The organism is Phenylobacterium parvum, assembly GCF_003150835.1.
GTDB classification, from domain to species: domain Bacteria; phylum Pseudomonadota; class Alphaproteobacteria; order Caulobacterales; family Caulobacteraceae; genus Phenylobacterium; species Phenylobacterium parvum.
The window spans coordinates 1,367,180-1,393,694 of sequence record NZ_CP029479.1 but is presented as its reverse complement, the minus strand read 5'-3'; the positions used below and the strand labels follow the sequence as shown (position 1 = coordinate 1,393,694).

Annotated in this window: 29 protein-coding genes and 1 tRNA gene; 13 read left to right on the top strand and 17 right to left on the bottom strand. The window is 67.7% G+C overall.

What is annotated here, in order from left to right; all coding sequences use genetic code 11:
- The first annotated feature begins 154 nt into the window (after positions 1–154).
- On the top strand, positions 155–1,090 hold the full coding sequence (locus HYN04_RS06690) for a hypothetical protein (protein WP_110450044.1): 936 nt from the start codon (positions 155–157) through the stop codon (positions 1,088–1,090).
- A 369-nt stretch (positions 1,091–1,459) separates the two neighbouring features.
- On the opposite strand, the gene HYN04_RS06685 is transcribed toward HYN04_RS06690, so the two are convergent.
- On the bottom strand, positions 1,460–2,512 hold the full coding sequence (locus HYN04_RS06685) for a phosphotransferase family protein (protein ID WP_110450043.1): 1,053 nt from the start codon (positions 2,510–2,512) through the stop codon (positions 1,460–1,462).
- A 4-nt stretch (positions 2,513–2,516) separates the two neighbouring features.
- Positions 2,517–3,050, bottom strand: coding sequence for a TIGR02594 family protein (locus HYN04_RS06680; protein ID WP_241962708.1), 534 nt, complete (start codon positions 3,048–3,050; stop codon positions 2,517–2,519).
- Between the two features lie 165 nt (positions 3,051–3,215).
- On the opposite strand from HYN04_RS06680, the gene HYN04_RS06675 reads away from it, so the two are divergent.
- From HYN04_RS06675 to HYN04_RS06660, 4 genes are all read left to right on the top strand, one after another.
- Positions 3,216–4,214: a phosphotransferase gene (locus tag HYN04_RS06675; protein ID WP_162599578.1), complete on the top strand. Its 999-nt coding sequence runs from the start codon at positions 3,216–3,218 to the stop codon at positions 4,212–4,214.
- Positions 4,211–4,630 carry a helix-turn-helix domain-containing protein gene (locus HYN04_RS06670; protein ID WP_110450041.1) on the top strand — a complete coding sequence of 140 codons (420 nt, stop codon included), beginning with the start codon at positions 4,211–4,213 and terminating at the stop codon, positions 4,628–4,630. The genes HYN04_RS06675 and HYN04_RS06670 overlap by 4 nt, the downstream gene beginning before the upstream one ends.
- Positions 4,631–4,764: 134 nt before the next feature.
- On the top strand, positions 4,765–5,109 hold the full coding sequence (locus HYN04_RS06665) for a nucleoside triphosphate pyrophosphohydrolase family protein (protein WP_110450040.1): 345 nt from the start codon (positions 4,765–4,767) through the stop codon (positions 5,107–5,109).
- A 77-nt stretch (positions 5,110–5,186) separates the two neighbouring features.
- Complete coding sequence (locus HYN04_RS06660) at positions 5,187–6,551, top strand: flavin-containing monooxygenase (RefSeq protein ID WP_110450039.1); 1,365 nt, start codon at positions 5,187–5,189, stop codon at positions 6,549–6,551.
- On the opposite strand, the gene HYN04_RS06655 is transcribed toward HYN04_RS06660, so the two are convergent.
- The 8 genes from HYN04_RS06655 to HYN04_RS13455 form a co-directional block, all read right to left on the bottom strand.
- Positions 6,539–7,165, bottom strand: coding sequence for a formyltransferase family protein (locus tag HYN04_RS06655; protein ID WP_241962707.1), 627 nt, complete (start codon positions 7,163–7,165; stop codon positions 6,539–6,541). The genes HYN04_RS06660 and HYN04_RS06655 overlap by 13 nt on opposite strands.
- A 70-nt stretch (positions 7,166–7,235) precedes the next feature.
- On the bottom strand, positions 7,236–7,946 hold the full coding sequence (locus HYN04_RS06650) for a DUF2490 domain-containing protein (protein WP_162599577.1): 711 nt from the start codon (positions 7,944–7,946) through the stop codon (positions 7,236–7,238).
- Positions 7,947–7,960: 14 nt separating this feature from the next.
- Complete coding sequence (locus tag HYN04_RS06645) at positions 7,961–8,908, bottom strand: alpha/beta fold hydrolase (RefSeq protein ID WP_162599576.1); 948 nt, start codon at positions 8,906–8,908, stop codon at positions 7,961–7,963.
- A 93-nt stretch (positions 8,909–9,001) separates the two neighbouring features.
- Entirely contained in the window at positions 9,002–9,814 is an 813-nt protein-coding gene (locus tag HYN04_RS06640; RefSeq protein ID WP_110450036.1) for an MBL fold metallo-hydrolase, read from the bottom strand.
- The gene (locus tag HYN04_RS06635; protein WP_110450035.1) at positions 9,811–10,587 is read right to left on the bottom strand and encodes a TatD family hydrolase; all 777 of its coding nucleotides are present in this window, start codon (positions 10,585–10,587) and stop codon (positions 9,811–9,813) included. Before HYN04_RS06635 ends, HYN04_RS06640 begins: the two co-directional genes overlap by 4 nt.
- Positions 10,588–10,620: 33 nt before the next feature.
- On the bottom strand, positions 10,621–11,619 hold the full coding sequence (locus HYN04_RS06630) for a DNA polymerase III subunit delta' (RefSeq protein ID WP_110450034.1): 999 nt from the start codon (positions 11,617–11,619) through the stop codon (positions 10,621–10,623).
- Positions 11,616–12,260: a dTMP kinase gene (gene tmk / locus HYN04_RS06625; RefSeq protein WP_110450033.1), complete on the bottom strand. Its 645-nt coding sequence runs from the start codon at positions 12,258–12,260 to the stop codon at positions 11,616–11,618. The genes HYN04_RS06630 and tmk overlap by 4 nt, the downstream gene beginning before the upstream one ends.
- A 51-nt stretch (positions 12,261–12,311) precedes the next feature.
- Positions 12,312–13,649 (bottom strand): MFS transporter, encoded by a 1,338-nt coding sequence (locus HYN04_RS13455; protein ID WP_162599575.1) that lies wholly within the window; start codon positions 13,647–13,649, stop codon positions 12,312–12,314.
- 312 nt (positions 13,650–13,961) lie between these two features.
- Between HYN04_RS13455 and HYN04_RS13450 the strand changes: the two genes are divergently transcribed.
- Complete coding sequence (locus HYN04_RS13450; protein ID WP_162599574.1) at positions 13,962–14,354, top strand: DUF6632 domain-containing protein; 393 nt, start codon at positions 13,962–13,964, stop codon at positions 14,352–14,354.
- Between the two features lie 283 nt (positions 14,355–14,637).
- A tRNA-Ser gene (locus tag HYN04_RS06615) sits at positions 14,638–14,727 on the top strand.
- Positions 14,728–15,012: 285 nt separating this feature from the next.
- On the opposite strand, the gene HYN04_RS06610 is transcribed toward HYN04_RS06615, so the two are convergent.
- The 4 genes from HYN04_RS06610 to HYN04_RS13435 form a co-directional block, all read right to left on the bottom strand.
- The gene (locus HYN04_RS06610) at positions 15,013–15,210 is read right to left on the bottom strand and encodes a hypothetical protein (protein ID WP_110450031.1); all 198 of its coding nucleotides are present in this window, start codon (positions 15,208–15,210) and stop codon (positions 15,013–15,015) included.
- Positions 15,211–15,214: 4 nt separating this feature from the next.
- Positions 15,215–15,382 (bottom strand): hypothetical protein, encoded by a 168-nt coding sequence (locus HYN04_RS13445; RefSeq protein WP_162599573.1) that lies wholly within the window; start codon positions 15,380–15,382, stop codon positions 15,215–15,217.
- 120 nt (positions 15,383–15,502) lie between these two features.
- On the bottom strand, positions 15,503–16,342 hold the full coding sequence (locus HYN04_RS13440; protein WP_162599572.1) for a hypothetical protein: 840 nt from the start codon (positions 16,340–16,342) through the stop codon (positions 15,503–15,505).
- Between the two features lie 143 nt (positions 16,343–16,485).
- Entirely contained in the window at positions 16,486–17,280 is a 795-nt protein-coding gene (locus HYN04_RS13435; protein ID WP_162599571.1) for a hypothetical protein, read from the bottom strand.
- Positions 17,281–17,836: 556 nt separating this feature from the next.
- On the opposite strand from HYN04_RS13435, the gene HYN04_RS06605 reads away from it, so the two are divergent.
- Positions 17,837–18,052, top strand: coding sequence for a DUF4287 domain-containing protein (locus HYN04_RS06605; protein ID WP_110450030.1), 216 nt, complete (start codon positions 17,837–17,839; stop codon positions 18,050–18,052).
- A gap of 28 nt (positions 18,053–18,080) precedes the next feature.
- On the opposite strand, the gene HYN04_RS06600 is transcribed toward HYN04_RS06605, so the two are convergent.
- A complete protein-coding gene (locus HYN04_RS06600; protein ID WP_162599570.1) occupies positions 18,081–19,502 on the bottom strand; it encodes an MFS transporter in 1,422 nt (473 codons plus the stop codon).
- 390 nt (positions 19,503–19,892) lie between these two features.
- Here HYN04_RS06600 and HYN04_RS06595 point away from each other — a divergent pair, with 390 nt between their 5' ends.
- A complete protein-coding gene (locus tag HYN04_RS06595; protein WP_162599569.1) occupies positions 19,893–20,987 on the top strand; it encodes a glutathione S-transferase family protein in 1,095 nt (364 codons plus the stop codon).
- Between the two features lie 147 nt (positions 20,988–21,134).
- Positions 21,135–21,458 (top strand): DMT family transporter, encoded by a 324-nt coding sequence (locus HYN04_RS06590; RefSeq protein ID WP_241962706.1) that lies wholly within the window; start codon positions 21,135–21,137, stop codon positions 21,456–21,458.
- Here the strand turns inward: HYN04_RS06590 and HYN04_RS06585 are convergent.
- On the bottom strand, positions 21,421–22,080 hold the full coding sequence (locus HYN04_RS06585; protein ID WP_110450026.1) for a TetR/AcrR family transcriptional regulator: 660 nt from the start codon (positions 22,078–22,080) through the stop codon (positions 21,421–21,423). The genes HYN04_RS06590 and HYN04_RS06585 overlap by 38 nt on opposite strands.
- Before the next feature lie 134 nt (positions 22,081–22,214).
- Between HYN04_RS06585 and HYN04_RS06580 the strand changes: the two genes are divergently transcribed.
- Positions 22,215–22,580 carry an Mpo1-like protein gene (locus HYN04_RS06580; protein WP_110450025.1) on the top strand — a complete coding sequence of 122 codons (366 nt, stop codon included), beginning with the start codon at positions 22,215–22,217 and terminating at the stop codon, positions 22,578–22,580.
- Positions 22,581–22,596: 16 nt separating this feature from the next.
- On the opposite strand, the gene HYN04_RS06575 is transcribed toward HYN04_RS06580, so the two are convergent.
- Positions 22,597–23,103 carry a hypothetical protein gene (locus tag HYN04_RS06575; RefSeq protein WP_110450024.1) on the bottom strand — a complete coding sequence of 169 codons (507 nt, stop codon included), beginning with the start codon at positions 23,101–23,103 and terminating at the stop codon, positions 22,597–22,599.
- A 79-nt stretch (positions 23,104–23,182) separates the two neighbouring features.
- Between HYN04_RS06575 and HYN04_RS06570 the strand changes: the two genes are divergently transcribed.
- Together HYN04_RS06570 and HYN04_RS06565 are read left to right on the top strand one after the other, a co-directional pair.
- Entirely contained in the window at positions 23,183–24,595 is a 1,413-nt protein-coding gene (locus HYN04_RS06570) for an alkaline phosphatase PhoX (protein ID WP_110450023.1), read from the top strand.
- A gap of 203 nt (positions 24,596–24,798) precedes the next feature.
- A complete protein-coding gene (locus HYN04_RS06565) occupies positions 24,799–26,514 on the top strand; it encodes a POTRA domain-containing protein (protein WP_110450022.1) in 1,716 nt (571 codons plus the stop codon).
- Position 26,515: the final 1 nt, after the last annotated feature.

Below are 26,515 nucleotides of genomic sequence, written 5' to 3'. Positions count from 1 at the left end.
GTTTCTTGCATCGGCGGCGTCCCCGCCAAGGTCGAAGGCGCGTGCGCCCGCGGCTGCGAAGGTCCCGGTCCCGGGGCTCGCCCCCTGCGAGGCGATCGCCGCCCAGGCGCGACGTCTCGGCGACGCCCGCTGGTCAGCCGAGGGAACCTCCGCAGTGGACTCCCTGGTCGCGATCGCACCCGCCGCCGCCCCGACCTCCATGCCGGAGGCCCAGGTGGCGGTCCAGGCCCAGGTCCGGCGCGCCCTGGACCTTCCGGATGGCCGCGCGCCCGTCGAGGTGCGCCGCCTTCCGGGGACGGACATATTCGAGGTCAGCCACGTTTCCGGCACGGCCGCCTGCCAGAGCCTTGCCTTCGCGCGCGCGACGCCGGGCGCCCCCGCCGCGATCCTCCCTTCACCGGCGATGGAGGGGGAATTGTGCGGCGCATCCCAGGCCCATGTCGGGCGGGCAGGGGGCGTTCCCGCCCTCGTTCACCTGCAGAAATCGTACCTGTCGCCGGGTGAAGCCTATGCCGCGCGCAAGCCTCTGGTCACGATCCGGGTGACGCCCTGGACCGGGCTCGGCTGGGGCCCCACCTGCCAGGTAGGTCTCCAGTTTCAGGCAGAGCGGAACCTTGCCGAGAGCCTGTGTGCGCGCCCGGGTGACTGCCGGGCCTTCGAGACGACGGCCCAGGTCCTGGCCGCGGCCTTCAACCGGAGCAAGGCGCAGGACGCCCTCTACCAGCGCCGGGCGTCGCCCGTGCGCTACGACCTCGACCCGCCGCCGAAGTCCACCGAGCCCCTGGTCGCCCAGGTCTGGGCGCAGCTGCAGCGCAACCAGCGGGAACTGCCGGTGTTTGGCAGGACGCCGAAGACCCAGGTGATGCCGGCCTTCTCGGAGGATGAACTGGATGTCGTGGCGACCCAGTACGACGGCCGCTGGCATGTCGCGGTCATCGGCTTCCCGGGCATCGGCTGGCGCCAGGACCGGAGCGTGACCCTGGTCACCCTCTACGAGGCCGGCAAGGCCGCGGTTCCCCGGGCGACCTATATAATCCAGGATTCTGTCTCGGGGCTGGAATCGGCCAAGGCCAGCCTGGCGGGGGAATAGGCGCCGTCCCGTTCAAGGCAGCCCGGCGAGGCCGTTGACCCCCTCACCGGACTTCGTCCGGAGCTCCCCCTTGGGGGAGCAATGGCTCAGTAATTCCTCCCCCAAGGGGGAGGTGGACCGCGCAGCGGGCCGGAGGGGGTCAACTGCGAGGGGGATTGACCCCCTCACCCGGCTTCGCCGGGAGCTCCCCCTTGGGGGAGCAATGGCTTTGTGATTCCTCCCCCAAGGGGGAGGTGGCGCGCGAAGCGCGACGGAGGGGGTCTCCTGAGTCGCCGTTGACCCCCTCAGTCGGCTTTGCCGACAGCTCCCCCTGATGGGGAGCCATTGGTGTTCTGCGGGAAGGCGCGCGGGAGGCTCCCGCCGCTGCGACTAGTCCGCCGCCGCCGCGCGGGCGGCAAGCTCGAGGCTGCGCAGGACGCTCATCTTCAAGCCCTCGGTGTCGACGCCCTCGGTGCTCTTCTTGCCTTCCATGTAGCGGGCGTAGACGCCGTGGACGATGCAGGCGCTCTTCCAGCGGTTGAAGGCCACGTAATAGTTCAGGCCGGAGAGGTCGGCGCCGGTCGCCCTGGCGTAGCGTTCCGCCAGCTCGGACCGGGTCGGAAAGCCGGGCTGGGCGTGGGGCGCGGTCTCGGCCGGGGGTTCCGGGTCCGACGGATCGGGCCAGGGATTGAGGGCGTAGGCGAGGTCCGCGAGGGGGTCGCCCAGGGTGGCGATCTCCCAGTCGATGACCGCCAGCAGGCCGCCGCTGCGGCCCACCAGGATGTTGTGGATGCCAAAGTCGCCATGGACGATCCGCGCCGGGACCTGGCCGGGCAGGCGTGCGCGCAGGAAGGCCTCGACCTTATGGGCCCGGGGGTCGTCAAAGCCGGCGGGTGCGACGGAGGCCGCCCAGGACCGGCCCCAGGCGTTGATCTGGCGCTCCACATAGCCCTCGGGCTTGCCCAGGTCGCCCAGGCCTACGGCGGCGGGCTCCAGGGCGTGGAGCTGGGCCAGGGCGTCGATGAAGGCGAAGGCGAGGTCGCGCCGCTTCGCCTCGGGCGCCCACTCCCGGACATCGTCCACGGTGTAGAGGGGATGGCCGTCGAGGAAATCCATCACGTAGAAGTGCGCCCCGGTGACGGACGGGTCCTCGCAGTAGGCGAGGGGGCGCGGCGTCGGGACGGGGGTGTCCTTCAGGGCCGACAGGACCCGGAACTCCCGGCCCATGTCGTGGGCCTTGGGAAGCAGCTCGCCCAGGGGCGGGCGGCGGATGACGGCCTGGCGTCCCCGGGAGTCCGTCAGCCGCCAGGTCAGGTTGGAGTGGCCGCCCGGCAGGCGGACCCAGTCGAAGGGACCGGCGAGTTCCGGGCAGGTCTTCGCCAGCCAGGCCTCGACGGCGGGGCGGTCGTATCCGGGGATGGCGTCGGCGGCGGCGTCGGTCATGGGATCAGGCTTCGTTTGAGGAGACCTCGCCGGTGGCGGCGAGCAGGTAGGTCGCGGCGGAGCGGGGCTTGTTCACGTAGGGTGGCTGGCGGACGGCGTAGAGGCGCTCCTTGGCTATGCGGGTGATGCAGACCCGGTCGCCCTGATTGCCTCCAAGGACATGATAGCAGCGGGAATCCTCGCCGATGTATAGCCCTACGTGTCCGCCGCCCTGGCGCACGAAGACTAGGACGTCGCCAAGTTCGGGCTGGCCTCCCTCGATCCCGAACCGGGCCCAGCTCAGCGCCCAGAGGGGCGACGGCGGGACATTCCGCCCGGCGACCTGGGCCACATGGGCCATGAAGAGGCCGCACCAGGGAATGGAGTCGGCCCGATAGGCGTCCGCGAGGCCCGTTTCCTGCGCCCATTGCAGGATCTGGGGCGTGTTTCCCGGGCCGGCGGTCTCCCGGAGGCCGAAATCCGCCAGGGCGGCGGAGATCATGCGGGGCAGGGGGTCCAGCCGGGCGAGCCAGCGATAGGACGGGGGAAGGTGGGTCACGGGCGGCCTCCTTGTGCAGATCCGTAAGGGTTCGCCGCCCCCGCGGCCGTGGCAAGGAAAGACTGCCGGAAAATGCTGCGGCGACGCGGCGCCTTGACGTTAACCGCGCCAAGGAGTCACAAAAGTGCATCAATTAGACTCAATCACCGCACACTAGAGAACATTGTGGACATTTCCCTGAAGCTTCCTGAGGTCCAGCGCGCCAGGGTCGAGGCGGCGCTGGTCCGGTTCGATGGCGCGCCCGGAAGCCTGGCGCCCGTCCCCGGCGGCGCCACCGGCGCCTTGGCGCTCAGGTTCACAACGCCGGGCGGGGAGCGTCTCCTGCGTCTCTCCGATCCTGCCGTGGACCGGATGCGCAACCCGGACCAGCACGCCTGCATCGTCGCGGCGGCGAAGGCGGGGATCGCGCCCGCCCTTTACGCCTGCGAGCCGGAGACGGGAGTCCTCGTCATGGACTTCGTGGCCCAGCGACCGCTCTCAGATCATCCGGGCGGGGCGAGGGCGGTCGCCAGGGAGCTCGGCCGGCTGTTCCGGACCCTCCAGGCGGAGGCGAGCTTTTCCAATGCCGTGAACTTCGGTGAGCGGCTGGCGGGCCTGATGGAACTGGTCCTGGGGAAGCAGCATTTCGCCGAGGGCCTGATGGCGCCGTTTGTCGCGGGCCTCCAGCGCCTACGCGCCGCCTATCCCTGGTCGGCCTCCGCCCCAGTGGCCGCGCACTGCGATCCCAACCCGCGCAACCTGCTGTACGACGGGAACCGCTTCTGGCTGGTGGACTGGGAGACGGCCTGCGCCACGGATCCCATGGTCGACCTGGCCATCCTGACCCATGAGACGGTGAGGGACCCGAACGCCGAGGGGGCCATGCTGGAGGGCTGGCTGGGGCGTCCGGCGGGACAGGACGAGCGGGACCGGCTGGCCCTGATGAAGCCGATGACGCGCCTCTTCTATGGCCTGTTGATGCTGATGGTCACGCCGCCGCCGGAGACGCCCTCCGGCGACCTCGCCGCCCTGGATCCCGCTGACTTCGGCGCCCGGGTCGCTGACGGTCGGCTGCCCATGGGCTCGCCGGCCATGATGACCGAACTGGCCAAGATCACCCTGGCGGGCTTCCTGGCCGACATGGAGTCGCCTCAGGTGCAGGCCATTCTCGGGAGGGCTTCATGACCGGGCCGGACTACCTGACCGTGACCGAGGCCGCGCGGCGGCTGCGGCTGCATCCGCGCACGATCCTGCGGTTCATCCGTGACGGGCGGCTGAAGGCGGCCCGGGTGGGCAAGGGGTTCCGGATCCTGCCGGACGACCTTGCGGCCCTGGCCGGGGTCGAGCCTGAGCCGGAGTCGCGCCCGACGGTGATGGCGGCGGTGGACCTCGGCGAAGTCGATCTCGAGGGCGCCCGGCGCTGGACCGCCGCAGTCAACGGCGCCTTCCATGCGCGGCCGGCGGGTTCGGGCCGGCTGAGCCTCGACGTCGTGCATGATCCTGCGTCGCGGCGGTTGAAGGTCCTGGCCTCCGGCGCCGCGGGGGACGTGGCTGCGGTCCTGTCCCTGGTGGAGGCGCTCTGGGAGGGATTCCGGAGCTGAGGGGGCCGGCCCCGGGGCTGATCCAAAAATCGCATAAGGAATATTATCAGAAATATGGGTTGAGGGTTCGTGGCTCCCGTATCGAGAATCAGCGGAGGCTGCTTCTGCGACCCCCGACCATCATGGAGTCCACTATGCCCATCGAACCCAGCCTCGGCCCCCTCGGTCCCCTTGCGGACCGGTTTGAGCAGGCTTCACAGGCCTATGTGGCGGCGTTCGGGCTTCGTCGGGATCCAGACTGGTACATTCTGAAGCTGCAGGAAGAGGTCGGCGAGCTGACCCAGGCCTGGTCGCGGCTTTCGGGGCGCGGACGGTCTGGCGGACGCAGTGAGGCCGAGATGAAGGCCCAGCTGGCGGATGAGGTGGCCGACGTGCTGGGTCATGTCCTCCTTCTGGCCCGCAACTGGGAGGTGGACCTTGCGCCGGCGGTCCTTCGCAAATGGCGGTTTGAACTGGAGGCGCCGGAAAACCCAGGCTGACCCGGGGTCAGGCTTGACCTTGGCGCGTTCGGCTCCAAAGTCCTGAATCCGAACGGGAAACGGATTGGAGACCCCAGATGGCCCCCTTGCCCAAGGCCTGCATCATCGGCGCCGGCTGCTCCGGCTTCACCACGGCCAAGAAGCTGAAAGACCTCGGGGTTCCCTACGACTGCTTCGAGATGTCCGACAACATCGGCGGCAACTGGTACTACAACAACCCGAATGGCCACTCAGCCTGCTACCAGAGCCTGCACATCGACACGTCCAAGTGGCGCCTGGCGTTCGAGGACTATCCCGTGCCCGCCGGCTGGCCGGACTTTCCGCACCACAGCCAGCTGCTGCAGTACTTCCACGACTATGTCGACCATTTCGGCCTGCGCGAGACCATCACCTTCAACACCGCCGTGACCAAGGCGGTGCGCAACGCCGAGGGTCTTTGGGACGTCACGCTTTCGAATGGTGAAACAAGGCTTTACGATGTTCTCTTCGTGTGCAACGGACATCACTGGAGCCCCCGCACGCCGGAGTATCCGGGCCATTTCGACGGGGTTTCATTCCACTCCCACGCCTACAGGACGCCCTTCGATCCGGTGGATGTGCGCGGCAAGACCGTGGTGGTGGTCGGCATGGGCAATTCGGCCATGGACATCGCCTCGGAGCTGTCCCAGCGGCCCCTGGCGGGCCGGCTGATCGTCTCGGCCCGGCGCGGGGTCTGGGTGCTGCCCAAGTACATGAATGGCCGGCCGGCGGACAAGGCGGCCATGCCGCCCTGGATGCCCCGCAAGCTGGGTCTGTCCCTGGCCCGCAAGGGGATCAAGAAGGCCCTCGGCGCCATGGAGGACTATGGCCTGCCCAAGCCCGACCATGAGCCGCTGGAGGCCCACCCCTCGGTCAGCGGCGAGTTCCTGACCCGGGCGGGCTGCGGCGACATCACCTTCCGCCCCGGGATCAAGGCCCTGGAGGGCCGCCAGGTGCGCTTCACCGACGACAGCGTCGAGGACGTGGATGTCATCATCTACGCCACCGGCTACGACATGAAGTTCCCGTTCTTCGAGGATCCGGCCTTCGTCCCGGATTCCGATCATCGCCTGCCCCTGTTCAAGCGGATGATGAAGCCCGGCGTGCCCAACCTCTTCTACATGGGCCTGGCCCAGCCCCTGCCGACCCTGGTCAACTTCGCCGAGCAGCAGGCCAAGTTCGTCGCCGCCTACCTGACCGGGAAGTACCTGCCCCCCTCGCCCGCCGACATGGAGCGGATCACCGCCGAGGACGAGGCCCTGCACATGGGCCAGTACTACGCCTCCAAGCGCCACACGATCCAGGTGGACTTCGGCGTCTACTGCCATGATCTCATGAAAGAAATCGATCGCGGGGCGAAGCGCGCCGCGGCGGTCGGGAACCGTCTGCCCGTGCCCGCCCGGGCCGGCCTTCAGGACGCCTGAAACCCCTCCAGGCGGCCTTCCGCCAGGGCGATCAGGGTCCGGGTCATGACCTCGGGCTCCAGGGCTGTGACGCGCTGCTCCAGGGCCTCGGGCGTATCCCCCGCCGCCACGGGCACGGGCCAGCGGCCGAGGACCCGTCCGTGGTCGTATTCGCCATCGACCAGGTGGATGGTGACTTCGCTGGCGGGGACACCGGCGGCGATGACCGCCTCGTGCACCCGCCGGCCGTACATCCCCTCCCCGCCGAAGGCCGGCAGGGGGCCGGGGTGGATGTTGAGGATGCGGTCCGGGAAGCGCGCCAGGACGGCCGGCCCGATGCGCCGCAGGTAGCCCGACAGCACCACCCAGTCTGCGCCGGAGGCCGCCAGCGCGTCGGCGAGGGCCCGGTCGCCGGCGGCGGGATCGGCGGCGGTGGGAATCACCTTGCAGGGCACGCCCCGCTCCCGGGCGAAGTCCAGGGCCGGCGCCTTCGCCGTATTGCTGGCCAGGAGGACTACATCGGCGGCAAGTCGCCCCCGTCCCACGGCCTCGACGGCCGCCCGGAAGGCCGAGCCGTTGCGGGAGGCCAGGAAGGCGAGCTTCACCCTGCCGATCGGGTCTTTCCGTCCCGCCACGCGCTCTGCTCCACGAGAAATCCGCGGTGGGTGTGCGACATCCCCCCGCAGGCTGCAAGGGGCGCCAAGGCTACTTCGGCATCCACACCTGGTTGACCTGGAGGGTCACGGCGTCATTCGAGCGGCCGAACTCCGCAGCCGCGGACTTGCGGTTCCAGTCGCGGGAATAGCGCAGGTCGATGGTCAGCTGGTTGCTGACCTTGTAGCCGATCGCCTGCCGGATCTGCTGGCTGTTGAAGAGCCCTTCGCCGTCCCCGAAGACATAGCGGGGCTCATACTCCGTGCGGGCGTGCCAGGAACCGGGCTTGCCGGGGTTCGCACCGAACTTGAAGTCGACATAGGGGCGCAGGCGAAGGCGGTTCTGGAAGGTGTCAGCGCCGGTGACGTCCTGGAACCGGGCTTCGTAGCGGAGCCAGGCGCCGACCTCGACCTGCGGCGAGAGGGCGCGCTTGTAGGTCACGCCCAGCACCGGGCGTACTTCCAGCTTGTCGGGCCCGAAGGAAAAGAAGTCCTTGTTGAGCTGCAGGTAGCCCTGGGCGGACCAGTTCCTGTCGATCTTGTACTCGAGCCCGGCGGGCACGACGACCAGGGTCGTCCGGTCGCCGGTGCCGGTCGAGCCCGGGGTCTGGGTCAGGGAGCCGAGCACCGCGAACCTGAAATCGGCGTCCAGCGGCCGGACCAGCTGGTAATTGACGCGATAGGACTGGCTCGGCGCACAGTGCGCCGCTGCGGGGGCCAGGGCCAGGCCTAGGCCCAGCAGAGCCGGGACCGGACGGATCATGACGGCCATCCTGCTCAGGCGGGTCTTTGGTGAGCCAGGGCCGCAAAGGCGCCGAGGTCGGCGTTGTAAGCATCTGCGGCGTCCCAGAAGGAGGCGTGTCCGGCCTCCTCGTAGATCCTGAGGCGAACGTCGGGAATCTGGGTCGCGGCCCGCCGGGCCCCGGCGATGTTGGCGACCAGGTCCTTGCCCCCGTGGGTGATGAGAACCGGGACCTTCAGGCGCTGCAGGAGGGTGCGCGGATCCGGTTCGGGCCGGCTGGTCATGTACTTGCGGACATACCAGGGCGTCATGTTCCCCACGGCGACCCAGGCGGCGAGGTCGGCGGGCGCCAGCGGCGTGGCCGTGCACAGCCGGATGAAGCCCTCCGTCGCCTGGAGACTGGAGAAGGTATCCATGCTGACGAGGGCGGCGGCGGCCCCTCCCCGCTTTTCGGCGTCGTTGCCCTCGGTGGGAAAGCTCAGCACGCCGGTGTCGACGAAGTTGATCCCGGAAATGTGGGAGTCACCCCGTGCCTGCAGGTAGTCGCACATGATCTCGCCGGCCATGGACCAACCGGCGATGACGGGCTTGCCGAGCTTCAGGCCCGAGATGACCGTTTCGATCTCCTGCGCCCAGCGGGCGCCGTGAGCGTAGAAGCGCGGATCGTTCGGCTTGTCCGAGACGCCGTGGCCGCGCCAGTCGTAGGCGACCAGCCGGAAGTCCTTGCCGAGGGAGCTGCTGAGCTGTCGCATCCAGCAGATGGAGCTCGACATGAAGCCGTGGATAAACAGGATCGCGGGCTTCGACGGGTCGCCCCAGTCCTGGACGGCGATGTTCAGGCCGTCGGGGGTCCGCAGGCTGTGGGGGCGATAGGGTAGACCGCCCGCTCCCGGCGTCGGCGCCTCGGCCGAGGTCCTCCCCGCCGCCAGCGACAGGCTCGCAGCAGCTCCCAGGCCCAGGAGGGCCTCCCGACGCGTCGTCATGTCCCCTGCCCCCGTAGCCGAGCCTACTTCCCGGTTCGGATGTTCCGCCGGGCCCATGCGACTTGCAAGCGATTGCTTCCCAGCGGCCGCGCCTCAGCCGAGGACGTGCTCGAACCGCAGGCCGTCGAAGGCCGGCTCCACGCCGGGGGGCAGGCGGGCGCTGAGGGCGGCGAAGTCGAGGTCGATGTGCATGTTGGTCAGGATGGTGCGCCGGGGCTTGAGCCGCGCCGCCCACTCCAGGGCCAGGTCCACATGGGCGTGGGTCGGGTGCGGTCGCCAGCGCAGGGCGTCGACGATCCAGACGTCGAGGCCGGCGAGGGCCTCGAAGGCGTCCTCCGGCAGGCCGACCACGTCGCTGGAATAGGCGACGTCGCCGAACCGGTAGCCGACCGAGCGCAGGCCGCCGTGGTCCTGGTCGAAGGTCACCACCGGGATGGCGCCCGAGGGGCCGTCCACGGCCCAGGCCTGGCCGTGGGGCGGGATCAGGACGGGGTCGGCGATGCCGGGATAGCCCCCCTCCCCCTCGAAGACATAGCCGAACCGCCGGCCCATGGAGGCGTAGGTGGCCCCGTCCATGTGGCAGGGAATGCGCGCCCTCTGGCGGATGAAGAAGGCCCGGATGTCGTCGATGCCGTGGGTCTGGTCGGCGTGGTCGTGGGTCAGCAGCAGGGCGTCGAGCCGTCGGGCGCCGGCCTGGGCCGTCTGCCAGCGCAGGTCTGGCGAGGCGTCCACCAGGACGGTGGTGGCCTGGGCCGGATCAGGCGCGACCCTGCGCACCAGCATGGAGCAGCGGGTGCGGAAGTTGCGCGGGTCCGCGGGATCGCACTCGCCCCAGTCGCCGTCGGCCCTCGGCACCCCGCCGGAGGAGCCGCAGCCCAGAATGGTGAACTCCAGGGTCCCGCTCATGGCCGGGGGATCCGGTCGAAGAGGGCGAAGAAGGCGTCCTCGCAGCGGGCCTCGGCCTCCTCCAGGCTCCAGCCACGCACGGCGGCGAGGCCCGCCAGCACGGCCGGGAGGAAGGCCGGTTCATTGCGCCGCCCCCGGTGCGGGACGGGGGCGAGATAGGGGCAGTCGGTCTCGACGATGATCCGGTCGGCCGGCATGTCGCGGATGACGGCGCGGACATCTTCGGCGGCCTTGAAGGTGGCGATGCCGGACACCGAGAACCAGGCGCCGAGCGCCGCCGCCCGCCGGGCCAGTTCGGCGCCCGAGGTGTAGCAGTGCAGAAGCATGCGGAAGGGCGCCCGGGCGTGGGCCTCCTCCAGCATCTGGGTCATCAGGTCGTCCGCCTCGCGGGTGTGGACCACCAGGGGCAGGCCGCTCTCCTGGGCCGCGGCGATGTGGGCGGCGAAGACCCGGGCCTGGATGTCCCGGGGCGACAGGTCGTAGTGGAAGTCGAGGCCGGTCTCGCCGATGCCGACCACCTTGGGGTCGGAGGCGAGGTCGAGGAGTGTCTGGGGCGAAAGGTCGGGGATGTCCTTGGCCTCGTGCGGGTGGACGCCCACCGTGCACCAGATGTCGGGCGCCTCGGCGATGGCGCGGTTGGCCGGGAAGGTCGAGAGCCGGTCCGAGATGTTCACCATCAGGCCGATGCCGGCGGCCCGGGCCCGGTCGATCACCTCCTGCCGGTCGGCGTCGAACTGGGGGGCGTGGAGGTTGACGTGGCTGTCGATCAGCATGGTTCAGGCAGCATGGGCTCAGGTCTGGTGAAATCAGGTGCGGGCGGCGGCGCGCAGGTCGGCCAGGGCCGTGAAGAGGGCCTCGGCCCGGTCGAGGTTCAGGGCCTCCACCTCGCGGGGCAGGCGGTCGAGGGTCGACCAGGCCTCGGCCCAGGCGTCCAGGCCGCCAATCCCCTCCTCCGCCCGGCGAAGGACGAGGTCGTGGACCCGGGCGGCCAGTCGCTCGGCCAGGAGGGCGAAGCTGCGGGCGCCCTCCCCGCCCCGGAACCGGTCAGTCAGGGACAGGGCGAGGGTCCGGTCGAGGTCCGGCAGGCCCTGCAGGAGGGCGCGGGCGGCGTCATCCATCTCCAGCGCCCCTTCGGAGGCCAGCGCCCAGGCCCGTCCCGGCGCCCCGCCGGACATGCGCGCCAGGCGCAGGGCCTGCTCCGGGTCGGCGCCGGTCCGCCGGGCGACGAAGCCGGCGACGACGTCCTCCGGCAGGGGCGCCAGCTTGAGGGTGCGGCAGCGCGATCGAATGGTGCGGATCAGCCGGCCGGGGGCGTGGCAGACCAGCAGCAGGACCCCGCGCGGCGGCGGCTCCTCCAGGGTCTTGAGAATGGCGTTGGCGGCGTTGCGGTTGAGGTCGTCGGCGGCGTCGACAATGGCCACCCGGTAGGGCGCCGAGGCAGGCGACTTGGAGAAGAATTCGTTCAGCCGCCGGACCTCCTCCACCAGGATCTCGCGGCGCACCTTGCCGTCAGAGTCGGTGCGGTCGACGACCATCAGGTCCGGGTGGGCGTCCTGGGAGACCAGGCGCGAGACCGGGTCCTGAGGCGCGGCGCCAAGGAGGCCATGGCCCGGGTCCGGGGCGGCGCCCAGCAGGCGACGGGCGATGCGGAAGGACAGGGTCGCCTTGCCCAGGCCGGGCGGGCCGGTGACCAGCCAGGCGTGATGGAGTCGCCCGCGGGCCCGGGCATCCTCGAAGGCGGCCTCCGCGGCCTGCTGGCCCACCAGGTCGAAGACGTCCCGGGGATGGGGCGGAGCCTCGCTCACCCGGCTGCGCCCAGGCGGGGAAACAGGCCGTCCAGGCCCGTGAGCACCCGGGCCTCCACGGCGTCGGGATCGCCCGAGGCGTCGACGATCCGGCAGCGGCCGGGCTCGGCCCGGGCGATGGCCAGGAAGCCCTCACGCAGGCGACGGTGGAAGTCGAGCCCCTTGGACTCGAAGCGGGCCTCGGCGTCCGGCCGGCCCAGGGCGCGGGCCAGGCCGAGCTCCGGGTCGAGGTCGAAGACGAGGGTCCGGACGGGCCGGACCTCCTCCAGGATGAAGGCCTCCAGGGCCGAGATCAGGCCCGGGTCCGCGCCGCCCGCCGCGCCCTGGTAGGCCCGTGTGGAGTCCGCATAGCGGTCGCACAGCACCATGGCGCCCCGCGCCAGCGCCGGCCGGAGGGTCCGCTCGATGTGGTCACGCCGGGAGGCGTACATCAGGAGGGTCTCGGTGACCGGGCTCCAGCGGTCGGCGGACCCGTTCAGCACCAGGTTGCGGATGGCCTCTGCGCCCGGCGAGCCCCCGGGCTCGCGGGTCACCACCACCTCATGGCCAGCGGCCTGGAGGCGCGCGGCCAGGCGTCGGACCTGGGTGGACTTGCCCACCCCTTCCCCGCCTTCAAACGAGATGAAGAGACCACCGCTCATGGCGCCTGAATGGCCCCTGCGGCGCGCCGCGTCCAGCCCCCAGGGCCGAGGTCAGGACCCCTCGCCCCTCTCGTACCGCCAGAGGGCGTCGCGATCTCCCGAGAACCGCCGCGCCGCCACGTAGAAGGCCGGAACGGCGATCAGCGAGGCGGCGGTCATGACCAGCATCATGTCGGTGATCGGCCGGTCGCGTCCCGCCGCCGCGAAGGCGTCGATCATGAAGCCCCCGACCGTGGTCGATACCCCCAGGCCGACGACGTTCACGCCCATGATGAACAGGGCCACCGCCGTCGCCCGGACCCTGGATGGCGCGAGCTCCTGGATGGTGGAGTAGGCTCCGCCATACATGGCCGCCAGCTGGAAGATCCCCGAGCCGATGCCCAGCCAGAAGATCAGGCCGTCATGGTCGGTCAGGCGATAGAGGAACTGCAGGGGCGCCATCGCGATCAGGATGATGACGATCAGCATGGAACGGCCCTGGCCGGTCTTCTTCAGCCACCAGTCGCCCAGGGCGCCGCCCAGGATGTTCCCCGCCACGCCGACCGTGGCGTACATAAGGGCGACCTTGAGGAAGAGCGGCCCGGTCTCGAGCTTGAGCTCCTCCTTCCACCAGATGGTGTCGAACTGGGCTGCGCCAACGGACAGGTGCACCCCGATGCCGCCGAGGATGGTGAGCAGGAGAGCCGGCGACCGCTTCAGGGCGGCGCGGAGTTCCGGCAGCAGGCCCAGCATGCCCTTCACGGCCTTTAGGGCGCCCTGCCCCGCATGCGGCGACGGCGGGCGGGTCTCCCGGAAGGTGGCCATCCACACGGCCAGGATGAGGCCCAGGGCGCCGATCATCAGGAAGCAGTTGCGCCAGCCGATCACGGGGCCGAGGGAGGCCGCCACCAGGTAGGCCAGGCCCGAGCCCAGGGGCACGCCGGCGTAGTAGAAGCCCGAGGCGAAGCCCAGCTGGCGCGAGGGGAAGCGATCGGAGATCATGGACAGGGCGGTGGGCGTGAGGGTCGACTCCCCCACCCCGATCATGACCCGGGGAATGGCGAGGGAAACGAAGCCCTTGGCCAGGCCCGAGGCGGCGGTGAGCAGGCTCCACAGCCCCACGCCAAAGGCGGCGAAGCGCGGCCGGTGCACGGCGTCGGCCACCAGGCCCATGAAGGGGCTGAGGATGCCGTAGAGAAGGGTGAACATGATGCCAGTCAGCAGGCCGAACTGGCCGTTCGACAGGCCCAGGTCGGCCTTGATCTCGGGGCCGAAGGTCGGCAGCAGTTGGCGGTCCAGGATGTTCAGGATGTTCAGGACCATCATGAACACAAGGAAGCCAAAGGCCCCCTTGGTCGCCGTTTCCACGCCATTACCGGCTGCGCCGCCGGTCTCTGCGCCAGGTCCCATGCCGTCTCCTCCCCGGAGTGTGTTTGTGACTCGCAGATTGGACGCTTCCGGCGCGGAGTGTCCAGTATCCTTCCACCGGGCCCGCCCGCTCCTGGCGCCTCCTGCTCGCGCGGAGTGCAGCCCCAAAACGGAGACCCTTTGGAGTAAACCTGAAGGCGCGCGAAAGGGCTGTTTCCAGTACCTGAATCTGGCAAGAGGCTTCGTCCAGACGCAGGATCCCCGCCGGGCTCCCCTGCGCCCCCAATCCTTTTTCAAGAAGGGGTTCGGCCAGGCCTTCCGGTACCCACCGAGAAAGCTGAAGGTCTCAACGCCATGACAGTCTACCAAGCCAACCGTGCGCTGCGCCCTGTAGTGGCCGTCTGGGCCTTTGCAGGCCTCATTGGGATTCCCGCCGCGGTCTATTTCGACCTCTTGGGAGGTTGGCGCTGGCCACCCTACAACGCGATCTACGACCAGATGATGGTCAGCGTCTACTTTGCGCTGGGGATCTGCGCCCTGCGCGCCATCAAGGACCCCGTCCGGCACAGCAGCTTCCTCTGGTTTGTCGCCATCTCGAGCTTCACGCACGGCGCTGTCATGCTGTTCCATGCCCTGCAGGACCCCATGCATCTGAACCACCTCTTTGGGGATGTCTGGATCCTGGCTGGCGGCGGCGCCCTGGCCTGGCCCCTTTGGCGCCTCAGGCGATCCAACGACCAGGAATGACGGCCGTCGCTGGACCGTCTTGATCTGAGGCCTCCATGTGGGCCGCAGGGGCTGGGGCAGGACACCAAGGACCCTGTTTGAGGCCCGGAACGGCTGGGCGCCTAGTGTCGCCGTTTCCATGCCAATGCCAGGCGAGCTGCCGATCCTGGCGCAAGGTCCGTTTCCCTCGCTTCCCTGGACTTCCCGTTGTGGCGCGCTGAATTGAAGCTTCCCCGCCGAAGCGCCCAATATCCGTCCACCATGTCTGGCGGGCCCCGGCGCCCCCTGCTATAGCCGCGCCGCCGGAAGGGTGGCCGAGTGGTTTAAGGCAGCGGTCTTGAAAACCGCCGTAGGTGAGAGCCTACCGTGGGTTCGAATCCCACCCCTTCCGCCAACATCTCAATGCGAATCAATGAGGTGGGCCTTCTGAGGCCAGAAGATCCCCAGCTTCCGCGCGGTTTTGCCGGTGGCGGCCGAACCCCAGAGAGTGCCGAAAACCACAAAATCGGTCTCTGACCGGCTCTCGTCTCTCTTCACCCGAACCTCGGCTGTAAAGGTTCAGTCTCCAGCAACGACGTAAATTCCAGGTTTTCTGGCTTTCCGTCTACCGAACTGTTTGTGTCGTATTGCGGTTGGAGACGATCATGAGAACCGACGCTTCGGGTCCCAAATTGAGACCTCAACCGATTACCTGGGCGATCAGCAACGCTAGAACGATCAGGGTAAACCACGGCCAAGGCGTCGCCAATGGGGATTGGACCTTCGCGTTCTCCAGCTGGGCTATGGCCACTTGAGCGGCCGCCTGCTGAAAATGCAGGTCCTTGATAGCTACCTTCAACACGCCAGCCTCGACATAGCTTGCCGCGTCATCGGCCAACAGCTCAACCTTCCTCGAAGAGCCGCAGCACTTCGCGCAGGCGTGGCAGGGCGTTCGGATCAGGCGTACCGAGCAAGCCCATGGCCTCCTGATGCTTGCTCTTGGCCAGCGTCAGCATCTGGCTGATGTGTTCAACAGCAGCGCCAGGCACGACTGGATCGGCATAGGCCATGGGCCACTGCTACCCCATCTTCGCGGCAGGTATATCCCCCACCGGGTCGTGAAGCTCGGCGAGAGATTTTCCCACCGCATGCGCCATTTCATCAGCCAATCGAAGCAGACCAACAAGCGATCAAGATTCAAGTGCACTCTGATCGCTATCTGTTTGAGCCGGGAATATCGCAGTCACACCACGCAAAACTACATCGATAATGTACTGCAAGAGGTGCTCGTCGTGGCGATCGTTTGTCTCGCTGTATTGCCCTTCTTTGCGGTTTACCCACGCCTGCCCCAGATACAAGCGGTCGCCGCGCCAATATGACTCGACGTCGTAAATTAGAATTCCTGTCCAACTGCGCCGAGACAGAATTCTGCCGTTCTCATAGTATACGAACCATTTATCTTCCATCTGCCGCGGACAAAAACCACGGGCAATCAGGCAGGCATCAAGCTGGTCGAACTCCTTGTTCACCAGGATGCTCGCTCGTTGAGCGGGCATCTTTGGAAGTTTGACCTTGAAGCTATCTTTTGTAGTCCCACTCAGTGCGGAAGTCTCATCTTCTCCAAAAACCTGAGAGAGATATTCATGCCAGGTTGGAGTGCCGATTTCTTTGCCTTCTACAATAAACGCCGGTCCGCTAGGCGGGCGTCTACGCATTAAGGGCGCACAGTTAAGCTTTAGCCAATCGAAATCAGGTCGAGCAAATATAACCGTACTTTTGTCGCCCCCATCATCCATCAGGCAAGTGATATGGCTTCTGGATTTCTGCACCACTTTGACGCTTAATGAGAGGCTCCTGCTACCCCCCACATGAAGCGGTTGAACAAGATCAACCCTCAGATGACCTTGCCCAGTTTTCATAGGCATCACGCTCGTTATCAGAATGGGGGAACTAGCCATTCCTGCACTATTCGTGGGCACGTTCGTGAGCCCAGCCCATTGACCCTGTTCTAACATAAAGAAATCGGTCATCGGCTTTCCATTATTCAGAAAACTACGTGCCTTTTGATGGGCCTGCTCACTTTCTTGCCTTATGTGGGTCGCACAACCTCGTTGTATCTATGACTATCTTTTACTTGGTGATCGATAATATCGGCAATCGCGGTTCATGGTGATCATTTTCCCATGATAGCCTTCTGGGTCACAAAACTTAGGATGTTTTGAGCTGCCGTTTGCTCAATGCGTCCGTCGATGTAGGGCCGATAAATCGATCCAATCGATCGTCCTGGAGAAGCCTCGACACCGTCTGACTTGGGTAAAGCCAACACGAAAACCGAAGTCTTTTCGTCATGCTCATCGCGCCAAACATGGACAATGAACATGGTTTGAAAATTTGCAACAAACGAGGAGTTTGTCGGAACCATAGTCACGATGTTAGCTATATTGTAGCCGTTGAAAATGGTCCCGAATGAAGGCCTAACCCCACCCTGATTAAAGGTCACCGAGCGATCGACGACACCATTTATTGTGAAGCTCCGCCCCCGCTCCATTTTTTGTGCCGAATACGCGTATTGTATCCAGGAAGCCTTGGGAACAGAGCAGCCAACTGGCTGTCCTGACCTATTTAATCGTTTGTAATCTTTAGGCTTATTCTCAGCGAATGCCGCTAATTCGGCACGAAAAATTGAATTCGACCAATTTTCGCAGGCCTTATCACCTTCCGTCTGGACAAATCGGACTTGACCTTCTGAGATGCCTGTTACCGTCACTCCGGAGGACCTCAGCTGGTTGGCAATGAGATCCATCGTTTCCTTTGAGTCTAAATCAATACTCGCAAGCGATCCCGAAAAACCGAGGTGGGTCATGCTGGTGTATTTGAAATCTATTCTATCAATACCTGCAGTAGCTGGTGACGAAAACACCAGGATCAGCGACGCTGACGCAAGCCAGCGCTTAAAACGTTTTCCCACTGTTGTTTTCCATCGGTTGGTCCATGTAAATATGTTCATCAGATTGACATGAGTTTTGCAAGTGATCGGCCTATTTAACGCTTCTGGCCGACGAAGCGGGTTAATCAGACATGTGGACCGAAAACTGCGCGTTGTTGCGCCGCCCACGGCATATCCGCGATGCCCGACATATCGTTCAGCGATACAGCCGGTGATGTCCGCGCAATTAGGATCTGCTCCGCCACTCCCCTGTCGCGAACCTGCAATCGGGGGACCGCAGAGGCGCAAAGCCCCCAGTCGTCGCGCCAGTTTTCCGGATGCCGTCCTAAACTCGGAGACTGTGGGACGTGGCTAGGGCGATGTCTGCACGCAACTTGTCTCTGGTCACCCGAACCTCAACGCCGGTCGTTCAAACTTCAAATAGCCAGTTTTTACAGTGCGTTGGGCTGATGAATCGCCCTGGACGTCGTCGGCGATGCTCCACGAGCCTGCAGTTGGACACTCCGAGCGTGGAATCTCTTTGCGGACCTGGCTGTCGGCTGAAAAAAGGTCGGACCGGAAGCTGAGGCGTTTGTTGATGACCGAGAATGCTGTGAAGGGGCCCGCATCCTACTTTCCGTCGATCGAGAAGAAGTATGGCCGACCGATCTCGGAATGGCAGCAGCTCGTGCGGGACAGCTACCCGGCCAAACACATGCAACTGGTCACAATGTTGAAGGATCAACATGGAATGGGGCACGGCCATGCGAACGCCGTGGTTGCCTACACCCTGTTCGAGGATGGGTTGAAATAGCGCGGCAGCGCCTCTGATCACCCGAACCTCACGGCCGCCCCTTCGGCCCAAGATCAACGCCGGAGAGGGCTTCGGCCGCCGCGCCGGGGTCGGTCTCGCTGGCATCCAGGAGGTCGAGCTTGTGGCGGATCTCGGCGTGGCGCTCTGCGGTCAGCTTGTAGCCGAGGAAGCAGGCGCCGGCGGCCATCACGAAGATGATCGGGCCGACGATGTAGGCCAGCTCCAGGCCGCGGATCGCATCGGGCGTGTTCGTGACCCCGGCGCCGACCTGGTATCCCACCAGCGCCAGGACGTTGAAGGTCAGGAAGATCGCGCCGGCAGTAGCCAGCTTCGACGTGGCGGTGAGGCCGGCGTAGATCAGGCCCATCCACTCCCGGCCGCTGTCGAGCCGGAGTTCGTCGGCGATGTCGGCCGCGATGGCCCGCATCATCACCGTGAAGCCTGCCGCCATGGCGCCCACCAGGAACATCAGCACGGAGAAGATCGGGAAGTCGCCCTTGGGCAGGAAGGGCAGGCACATCAGGCCGACGGAATAGATGGTGGTCGTGACCAGGAAGGCGATGTGCTTGCTGACCTTGTTCGCCAGCCAGGCGGCGAAGGGCGCGCCGGCGAACCCCGCCGCGACATAGATCAGCAGCAGCAGGTTGGCGGAAGCGGTGTCAAACCCCCGGCTGTCCTTGAAGTAGAACAGGTAGAGCGCGGCCATCCAGCCTGGTCCGAGCGTGACCATGAGGTCGGCGGCCAGCAGCCGGATCACGTTTCCCCGGGTGAGCAGCTGGGCGTAGTCCTTGAGCGTGAACTGGGCGGGTCGGTCCTGGGCGATACGCTCCTGCGAGCTGAAGACCACAAGCATGCAGGTGACCGCCGTTGCGGCGATGATGAACCAGATCATGGCCTGGACACCCTGAGCGTCGGTAAAGCCCTGCTGGCTCATGACGATCGGGATCAGCAGCACGGCCATGGCGCCAATGACGCCCAGCCCCGTGATGGCCCCGAAGATCCGGGAGCGTTCCGTGTATGTGGGGGCAAGCCTTCCGGCCCAGGCGAGGTGGGAGAGCAGGACGCCGGAATAGCCGAGGTACATCACCAGCAGCCAGAAGCCCAGGTAGAGGGGCCCATCCCCGGAGCCGGTCCTCAGCAGCATGTAGAAGCCCAGCATCAGCACCGGAGCGCCGAGGGCCATCCAGACCCGGTAGCGACCGAAGCGGGTCTTTGTCCGGTCCATCGCGAGGCCCATGGCGGTGTCGATCGGAATGTCGATGAACCGGACCAGCGCGAAAACCGTGCCGACCAGGGCCAGGGACAGGCCGAGTTCGGCTGCGAAATAGCGCGGCAGGTGAACGGTGGCGGCGACGCCGAGGGCCCCGATGGGGACGGCCGCACTGGCGAAGACCAGGGCGCGCGTCAGGGAGATGGGACCGCCCGCAGGGCCGGACTGGGTTTGCGACACCGGAACTGAACTCCCCTCAAGGTTACGTCTTTTTGCCAGACGCTTAACAATGGGAGTTAGGCGCGAGCCGGGCAACCGCGGCAAGGGGATTTCGATGGCGGGGTCGCAACGGCGGGTGGCTCAGCCGCCCGGCGACTTGCCGAAGGGCCGCATCTGAAGACATCCTGCCGCCAGGCTGGCGTCTTCAGCCTGGGAGCGGATTGTATTGGCGTCGGATCGGCATGCCTGTCCGGTCCGGATGGGTCCGGGCGTCGTCGGCAGGCTTGGCGGCTCAGGGGGGATGGCATTGGGCATGATTGGCGCTGGGAGAGACCGGTCGAGCTGCGCCATTGGCGCCGAGCGTCTCGGAGGGCGGCGTCAGGGATGCACCTCTGTTTCCCGGACCCCGGCATGACCGGCGTCGCGATGGGACGCTACCGTATCCTGGGCGGACCCGGCTCACCCTACTCGCTGAAGCTGCGCGCCGCGCTTCGCTGTCGTCGTATCCCGCACGACTGGATCGTGCCGCCCGGATACCTGGGGCAAGGCGGGGAACTGAAGGCCGCCGGCAAGGGCATGATCCCGGTGATGCAACTGCCCGACGGACGATACTGGGCCGACACCACGCCCATGATCCTAGCCCTCGAAGAGATGCATCCGCGGGAGCGTAGCCTGCTGCCCGAGGATCCTGGCGACCGGTTCCTGGCCCTGCTGGTCGAGGACTTCGCGGACGAGTGGCTGGTGCAGCCCTTGTTCGACTTCCGTTGGGACGCGGAAGCGGACCAGGACTTCTGCGCCCGCCGCCAGATGGCCGGTTGGCTGGGGGCGATGCCCAGGGCGCAGTTCGATGAGATCATCGAGCGTTTCAGGGCGCGGCAGACCGGCGTACTTGCCCGGCTGGGCGATCGCGAGGTGAACCGGCCGCTGCTTCGTTCGACCTATGGCGAGGTCCTGGCCGCGATAGAGGCGCAGGTGGAGGTCAGTCGGTTCCTGTTTGGCGGACGCCCCTCAATCGGTGACATCGGCCTCTTCGGCCAGCTCTCCCAATGCGCCATTGATCCCAGCGCCTCGACGATCATGCGACGGGACGCCGTGCGGACCTTCCAGTGGGTGCAGGATCTGGACGACGCCTCCGGGATCGAGGGCGAGTGGCGCGATCCCGCCAGCCCCCTGGGTCCGGGTCTGGAGGGCCTGTTGACCCTCATCGGCGAGGTGTTCCTGCCCTACATGGCCGCCAACGCCGCCGCCGATCGGAGCGGCGCGCCCACGGTCTCGGTCACGCTGCGCGGCATGCCGTTCGTTGCGCGAACGGCCTCCTATCGGTCGGAATGCCTGGGGTGGTTGAAGCTGGCCCTGTCCGAAGCCCTTGCGGCAGGTGCGGCGGACCTGGAGCCAACCCTGCGGCGCTTCGGATGCTGGGATGCGCTGCAACTCGAGCCCGGAGAGCGGGAGACGATCGCGCCTATGTCTCCGGAGTCGACCGGCCGGCGCTCCGGTCTCTTCTGATCCGAGGTTCCTTTCCGTCGGCGTCAGGGTCACCCTCCCCACCCCCATCCGCCCTCCGCCCTCCGCCCTCTCCCTCCGGTGGTGTCACGGCCTCGCCCATCCTATGCTGCCGGAGCGGCGCCTCCGGCGTCCGGGCTTGGAGTGAGGATGGCGATGAGCTGGATCTACCTGGTGGTGGCGGGGATCCTGGAGATTGGCTGGCCGGTCGGGCTGAAGTTGGCCCAGTCCCCGGCGACCCGCTGGCAGGGGATCGCCATGGCTGTGCTGCTCATGGCTGCAAGCGGCGTGTTCCTGTGGCTGGCCCAGCGCCAGATCCCCATCGGCACCGCCTACGCCGTCTGGACCGGCATCGGGGCCTCGGGGACCTTCCTGGTGGGCGTGCTCTTCTTCGGGGATCCGTCCTCTCTGATGCGCTACCTGGGCGTGCTCCTCATCATCGCCGGGGTCGTGACCCTGAAACTGGCCCACTGAGCCCTGGCCCGAGCAGGTAGCCCGAGATGGCGCGCACCAGCCGGGGATGCAGTGAGGGCGGAGGGTCTCGTCCCTCCTCGGCGTCCGCCTCGACCATGACCCGCGTGATCAGCAGGAGGTCGCGTGCGACGTCCTCCCGGCTCCCGTCCGGCCAGTCGGGCAACTCGTCCCGGTGGTCCTCCAGAAACCTCAGGATCGCCGTGACGAGCCGGCCCTCGCTCAAGGCCAGCCGGGACCCGATGGGCAGGCGCCGCTCCTCGTGGTCCAGGGCCGCCGCGTAGACCGGGTCCTGGAACTGCTGCCCGATCGCAAGGTGGGCCAGGCGGCTGAGGCCTTCGACAAGGGGCACTTGGGAGACCGAGCCCACCGCCGCCTCCAGGCCGTCAGCGAGTCGCGCCTGTTCCCGTTCGATCAGCGCCACCACCAGGGCGGCCTTGTTGGGGAAGTACTGGTAGAGCGAGCCGACACTCACGCCCGCGATTTCGGCGACGCGGTTGGTGTTGAAGCCCGCCAGCGACTCCCGGGCCAGAACGCGAGCCGCCGCCGCCAGGATCACCTCGACGGTGGCGAGGGATCGCGCCTGCTTCGGGGCCTTACGCGCCTTCAGCTGGGTTTCATCCATGGCGGGGAATGCGAGTCCTTTAAGCGAGTAATTACTCACATACTTTGAAGGCCGTCCGGAGCCAAGACGGGGTGCGCCGAGAACCCTGCTCCCCTTCTTCCGGCCGTCATGACCCAGAGAATTGGAGCAACCCCATGACTGACCCTCCCAAGGCCTTCTCGACCTTCTATCGGGACGCGTTTCTTCCCGAGCACCAGCAGCCCCTCAATGTCGCGCTGCACATCTTCGGCACGCTGGCCGGCCTGGCCTGGATCGCCGCGACGCTGGCGGCGCCCGGCTTCTGGAAGCTTGCGGTCGTGCTCTTTCCAGTGATCCACGGCGCGCCGGGCCTGATTGGCCATCGCCTTGTGGAACGCAGCGACGCGGTGGGTGACGCCCGCTGGCGTCGGCGGGATTATCCGGCCTGGCTCTTCATCCTGGCCAATCACCGGCTCACCGCTGAGCGGCTGGTGATCGCGCCGGTGGCGGCCCTGGCGCGCGGACTCCGCATCGCGGGGTGACCGTACTCGCGTCCCCCTACCCCACCCACTCCAACTCCACCTCCCCGCCCCGCGGGAGGCCGGTCCAGGCGCGGGCGAAGGCGGCGAGGTCGGCGCGAACGCGGGCAACGGCGCCATTGGGCGCGGATGGCAGGGGGACGTGGGAGCTCGCGCAGGCGGTCCCGGCCATGGCGAGGAGGTCGGCCTCGTCGCCCTGGCCGCCGCCCCAGAGGTCGGCCTCGAAGATCTCGACCAGGCGCTCCGCCTGGAGGAGCTGGACGATACCGGGGTCGGGTGTGCTGGCCCGGGAGGCGCTGGGGTGGCCGCCGGCCGAGGCCAGGGCCTGAAGGTCGTCAGGCGCGAGGCCCTCCGCGACCAGGCCCCAGAAACCGCGCTGCAGGCCAAAGGCCCGCTCGACGAACAGGTGCACGGCGTCGTGCGGGACCGGGCCCTTGTGGGGGGTGACGAAGCGGATCGGTTCGCTCCGGCCGTGACGGGCCTCAAGGACGTCGGAGGACGCGCCGCGATGTATCCGGATCTGCATGGACCCTCCTGGCTGGCCTCCCGGCTGGCCGCACCCCATCTGTCATGAAGTTGTCCGGAATCCTTGGCAAGGGCTTGTCATGACCGCCTCTCCTCCCCCCGGCTCCTTTCCTCCCAACCGTCGGGGCGTCCTGCTGTCCGCTGCAGCCCTGGCCTTCTCCGGACTGGGCGCCCGCGCCGCCCTGGCCGCGGAGGGTGGGGACATTCTCGATGAGGTCCGGGGTTACGGCGCCCTGAGGCCCGACCCCGCCGGCGTGCTGGACCTGCCCGAGGGGTTTTCCTACCAGGTCATCTCGCGGGCCGGCGAGGTCATGGACGACGGTTTCCTGACGCCGGACCACTTTGACGGGATGGGGTGCCTTGCCCTGCCCGACGGGCGGCTGGCCCTCATGCGCAACCATGAGCTTGACGAGGCGGAGCACCGGCTTGGCCCCGCCGGAGGCCGGCCTGACCTGGCGGCGAGGCTGGACGGCCTGCCTGCCTTTGACCGCAGCGCAGACGGTCGGGTCCTGCCCGGCGGGGTGACGGCCCTGGTCGTCGATCCCGTGACGGGCCGACGTGAGCGCCAGCACCTGGCCCTGGCCGGGACGGTGCTGAACTGCGCGGGCGGCGCGACCCCCTGGGGCGCCTGGCTGACCTGCGAGGAGACCCTGGTGGGGGCGCCGAAGACGGGGACCCGTCATGGCTGGGTCTTCGAGGTTCCCGCCGCGGCCGACGGGCCTGTAAAGCCAGCGCCCCTGACCGCCATGGGACGCTTCCGGCACGAGGCCGCAGCGGTCGATCCTGCGACGGGAACCGTCTACCTGACCGAGGACCGGGACGATGGCCTGCTTTACCGCTTCCTGCCCCGGACGCCGGGTCGGTTGGCCGAGGGCGGCCGGCTGCAGGCCCTCGCCTATGCGGATGGCGCCGGATCCGCCGACAGCCGCAACTGGCGGCGCGCAGACCTGGCGGTTGGCGAAACCCGGGCGGTCCGCTGGATCGACCTGGATGACGTCGAGAGCCCGCAGGACGACCTCAGGAAGCGCGGTCACTCCAAGGGCGCTGTGCTGTTCGCCCGGGGCGAGGGCGTTCACCTGTCTGCGAAGCTGGGCGGCGGCTGCGAGGTGTTCTTCACCTCAACCTCGGGCGGGGCGAGGAAGCTGGGCCAGATCTTCCGCCTGACCCCTGGCGCCGGACCGTCCGACGACCGCCTGGAGCTCTTCCTGGAGTCCCGCGACACCCGGGTCCTGGACTATGGCGACAACCTGACGGTCGCGCCCAGCGGCCACCTCGTCGTGTGCGAGGACCGGGTGGGTATCAGCCCCAACCACCTCAAGGTCGTTACGCCTGCGGGTCAGGTCTGCGCCCTCGCCCGCCTTCGGATGCGCACCGAACTGGCTGGCGCCTGCTTCTCGCCGGACGGCCGGTTCCTGTTCGTCAACGCCTACGCACCGGGAAGGACCTTCGCCATCGAGGGCCCCTGGACGCGCTTCAGCGACCGGACAGCCTGAACGCCCGGACCCGGCGTCCAGGCCTGCAACCTCGTCCTGGATGCAAACAGAGGTTGCAGGGTGAAAACCTTGTGTTTACGGACTTTATGACATGGAACCAGGGCTCCGTTCATGCGGTGCGGGGCTCCCCTGCGCCGGGGCGTGCAGGCGCCGGCGTCCGCCCAGGGTTTCCGGCTTGATTTGGGGGAGTTCGTTCCAGCGGAATGAGACGTGCGCTGTGCTCCCTGATGTCCGTCGCGGCGCTGGCCGCGCCTGGATTTGCGCGGGCGCAGGACCCGTTGGGCGGGCGGGTCGTTCCCGAGACCTTCCGCCCCCGGACCGATGTCGCCCCTCCCGCCATTGACCTCGGCAATTTCTCCGGCCAGCCCACCCCGGCCAGCGCGGAGACCGTCCTCGTCCGGCCTGGCGCCGTGCGCTTCGAGGGCGATCCCCTGCCCGACACAGGGGCTGGAGAGCGTCTGAAGCGCGACCTGGTCCGCACCGCCGACCAGGCCCCTGTCTCGGTGGCCGAGATCTTCGGGCGCGTGACGCAGCTCGAGCAGGAGCTCTCGGCCGGAGGCTATGTCCTGACCCGGGTCCTGACCCCGCCCCAGAAAATTGAGCCGGGCGGCGCCCTCGTGCTCCGGGTCGTCAACGGATCCATCGATTCCATTGACGTCGGCGCCCTGCCCGAGCGGATCCGGCGACCCGTCGAGCGCCGCCTGAAGCCCCTGGTGGGGCGGGCGCCCCTCACCCTGGCCGAGATCGAGCGGGCCCTTCTGCTCGCCGGCGAGCTCGGCGGGCTGTCCCTGCGCAGCACGGTCGCCACCGGCGACACGCCGGGCGGGGTGAAACTGGTGCTGGACGGGGTCTTCCACGGCGTGACCGGCGCCGCCGGCATTGACCGCCTGGCCAGCGAGCGCGTCGGCGACTGGGGCGTGAATGGCTCCGTCGCGGTGAACAGCGCCCTTGGTTTTGGGGAACAGGTCTACCTGGCCTACCAGGGGGACCTGAAGACCGTCCTGGAGGCCGATGCGCGCATGCGGATCGTGGCCCTGGGCGGCGTGGTCCCGCTGGGAGCGTCCGGCCTCACCCTGGGCCCCGAGGTCGTCTGGGCGCGGATCAGGCCCCTGCCTCTCCCATCCGTGCCCGACAGCCGGAACGAGTTGCTGCGCGCCACCGTCCGGATCAGCGCCCCGGTGGTCCGGACGCGCGAGACCCGGATGGTCGCCCAGGCCTCGCTGGAAACCCTCGCCCAGCGGGTCAGCGCCATCGACTTCGGCGCCGACCTGTCCGCCGACTCCTACCTTGCCCTGCGCGCAGGGATCGACGTCCAGCATGTCTGGACCGGGTCCCTGCTGCTGCTGGGCTCGGCCAGCCTGTCCAGGGGCCTGGGGGACATCGCCTCGCCCTTCGAGGTGGACGCGGACACGCCCTCGACCCACCGGGGCGCCGCCGCAACCTTTACCCGCGCCAACGTCCTGTTGGGCGCGCGGGTCCAGGGGGACCTCCTCCACGGCTCCGTCGCCGTGCGGGGGCAGACCGCCTTTGGCGAGCCCCTGTTCAATTCCGAGCAGCTCAGCCTCGACGGGCCGGACGGGATGTCCAGCCTGTCGCCAGGGGCCTTCGCCGTGGACCAGGGCTTCACCGCCAGGGGCGAGTTCGGGACGCGGCGAACCCTCCCCTGGGGCCTTCCGGGCGTGGCCGAACCCTACGTCTTCGGCGCCCTCGGCGGCGGCGAGGTGAACGAGGCGGACGCCGCCCCGAACCGCGAGCTCCGAGGGGCGGAGCTTGGCTTGGGCGTACGGACCCGGCTGGGCCGGATCGGGCCCTTCAACACCCCTGTGTCCCTGAACCTCGAGGTCGGGCGCAACTGGATCAACAGCCTGGAGAACAGCCGGGACACCCGGGTCGGATTCCTGCTGGGCTGGAGCTTCTGAT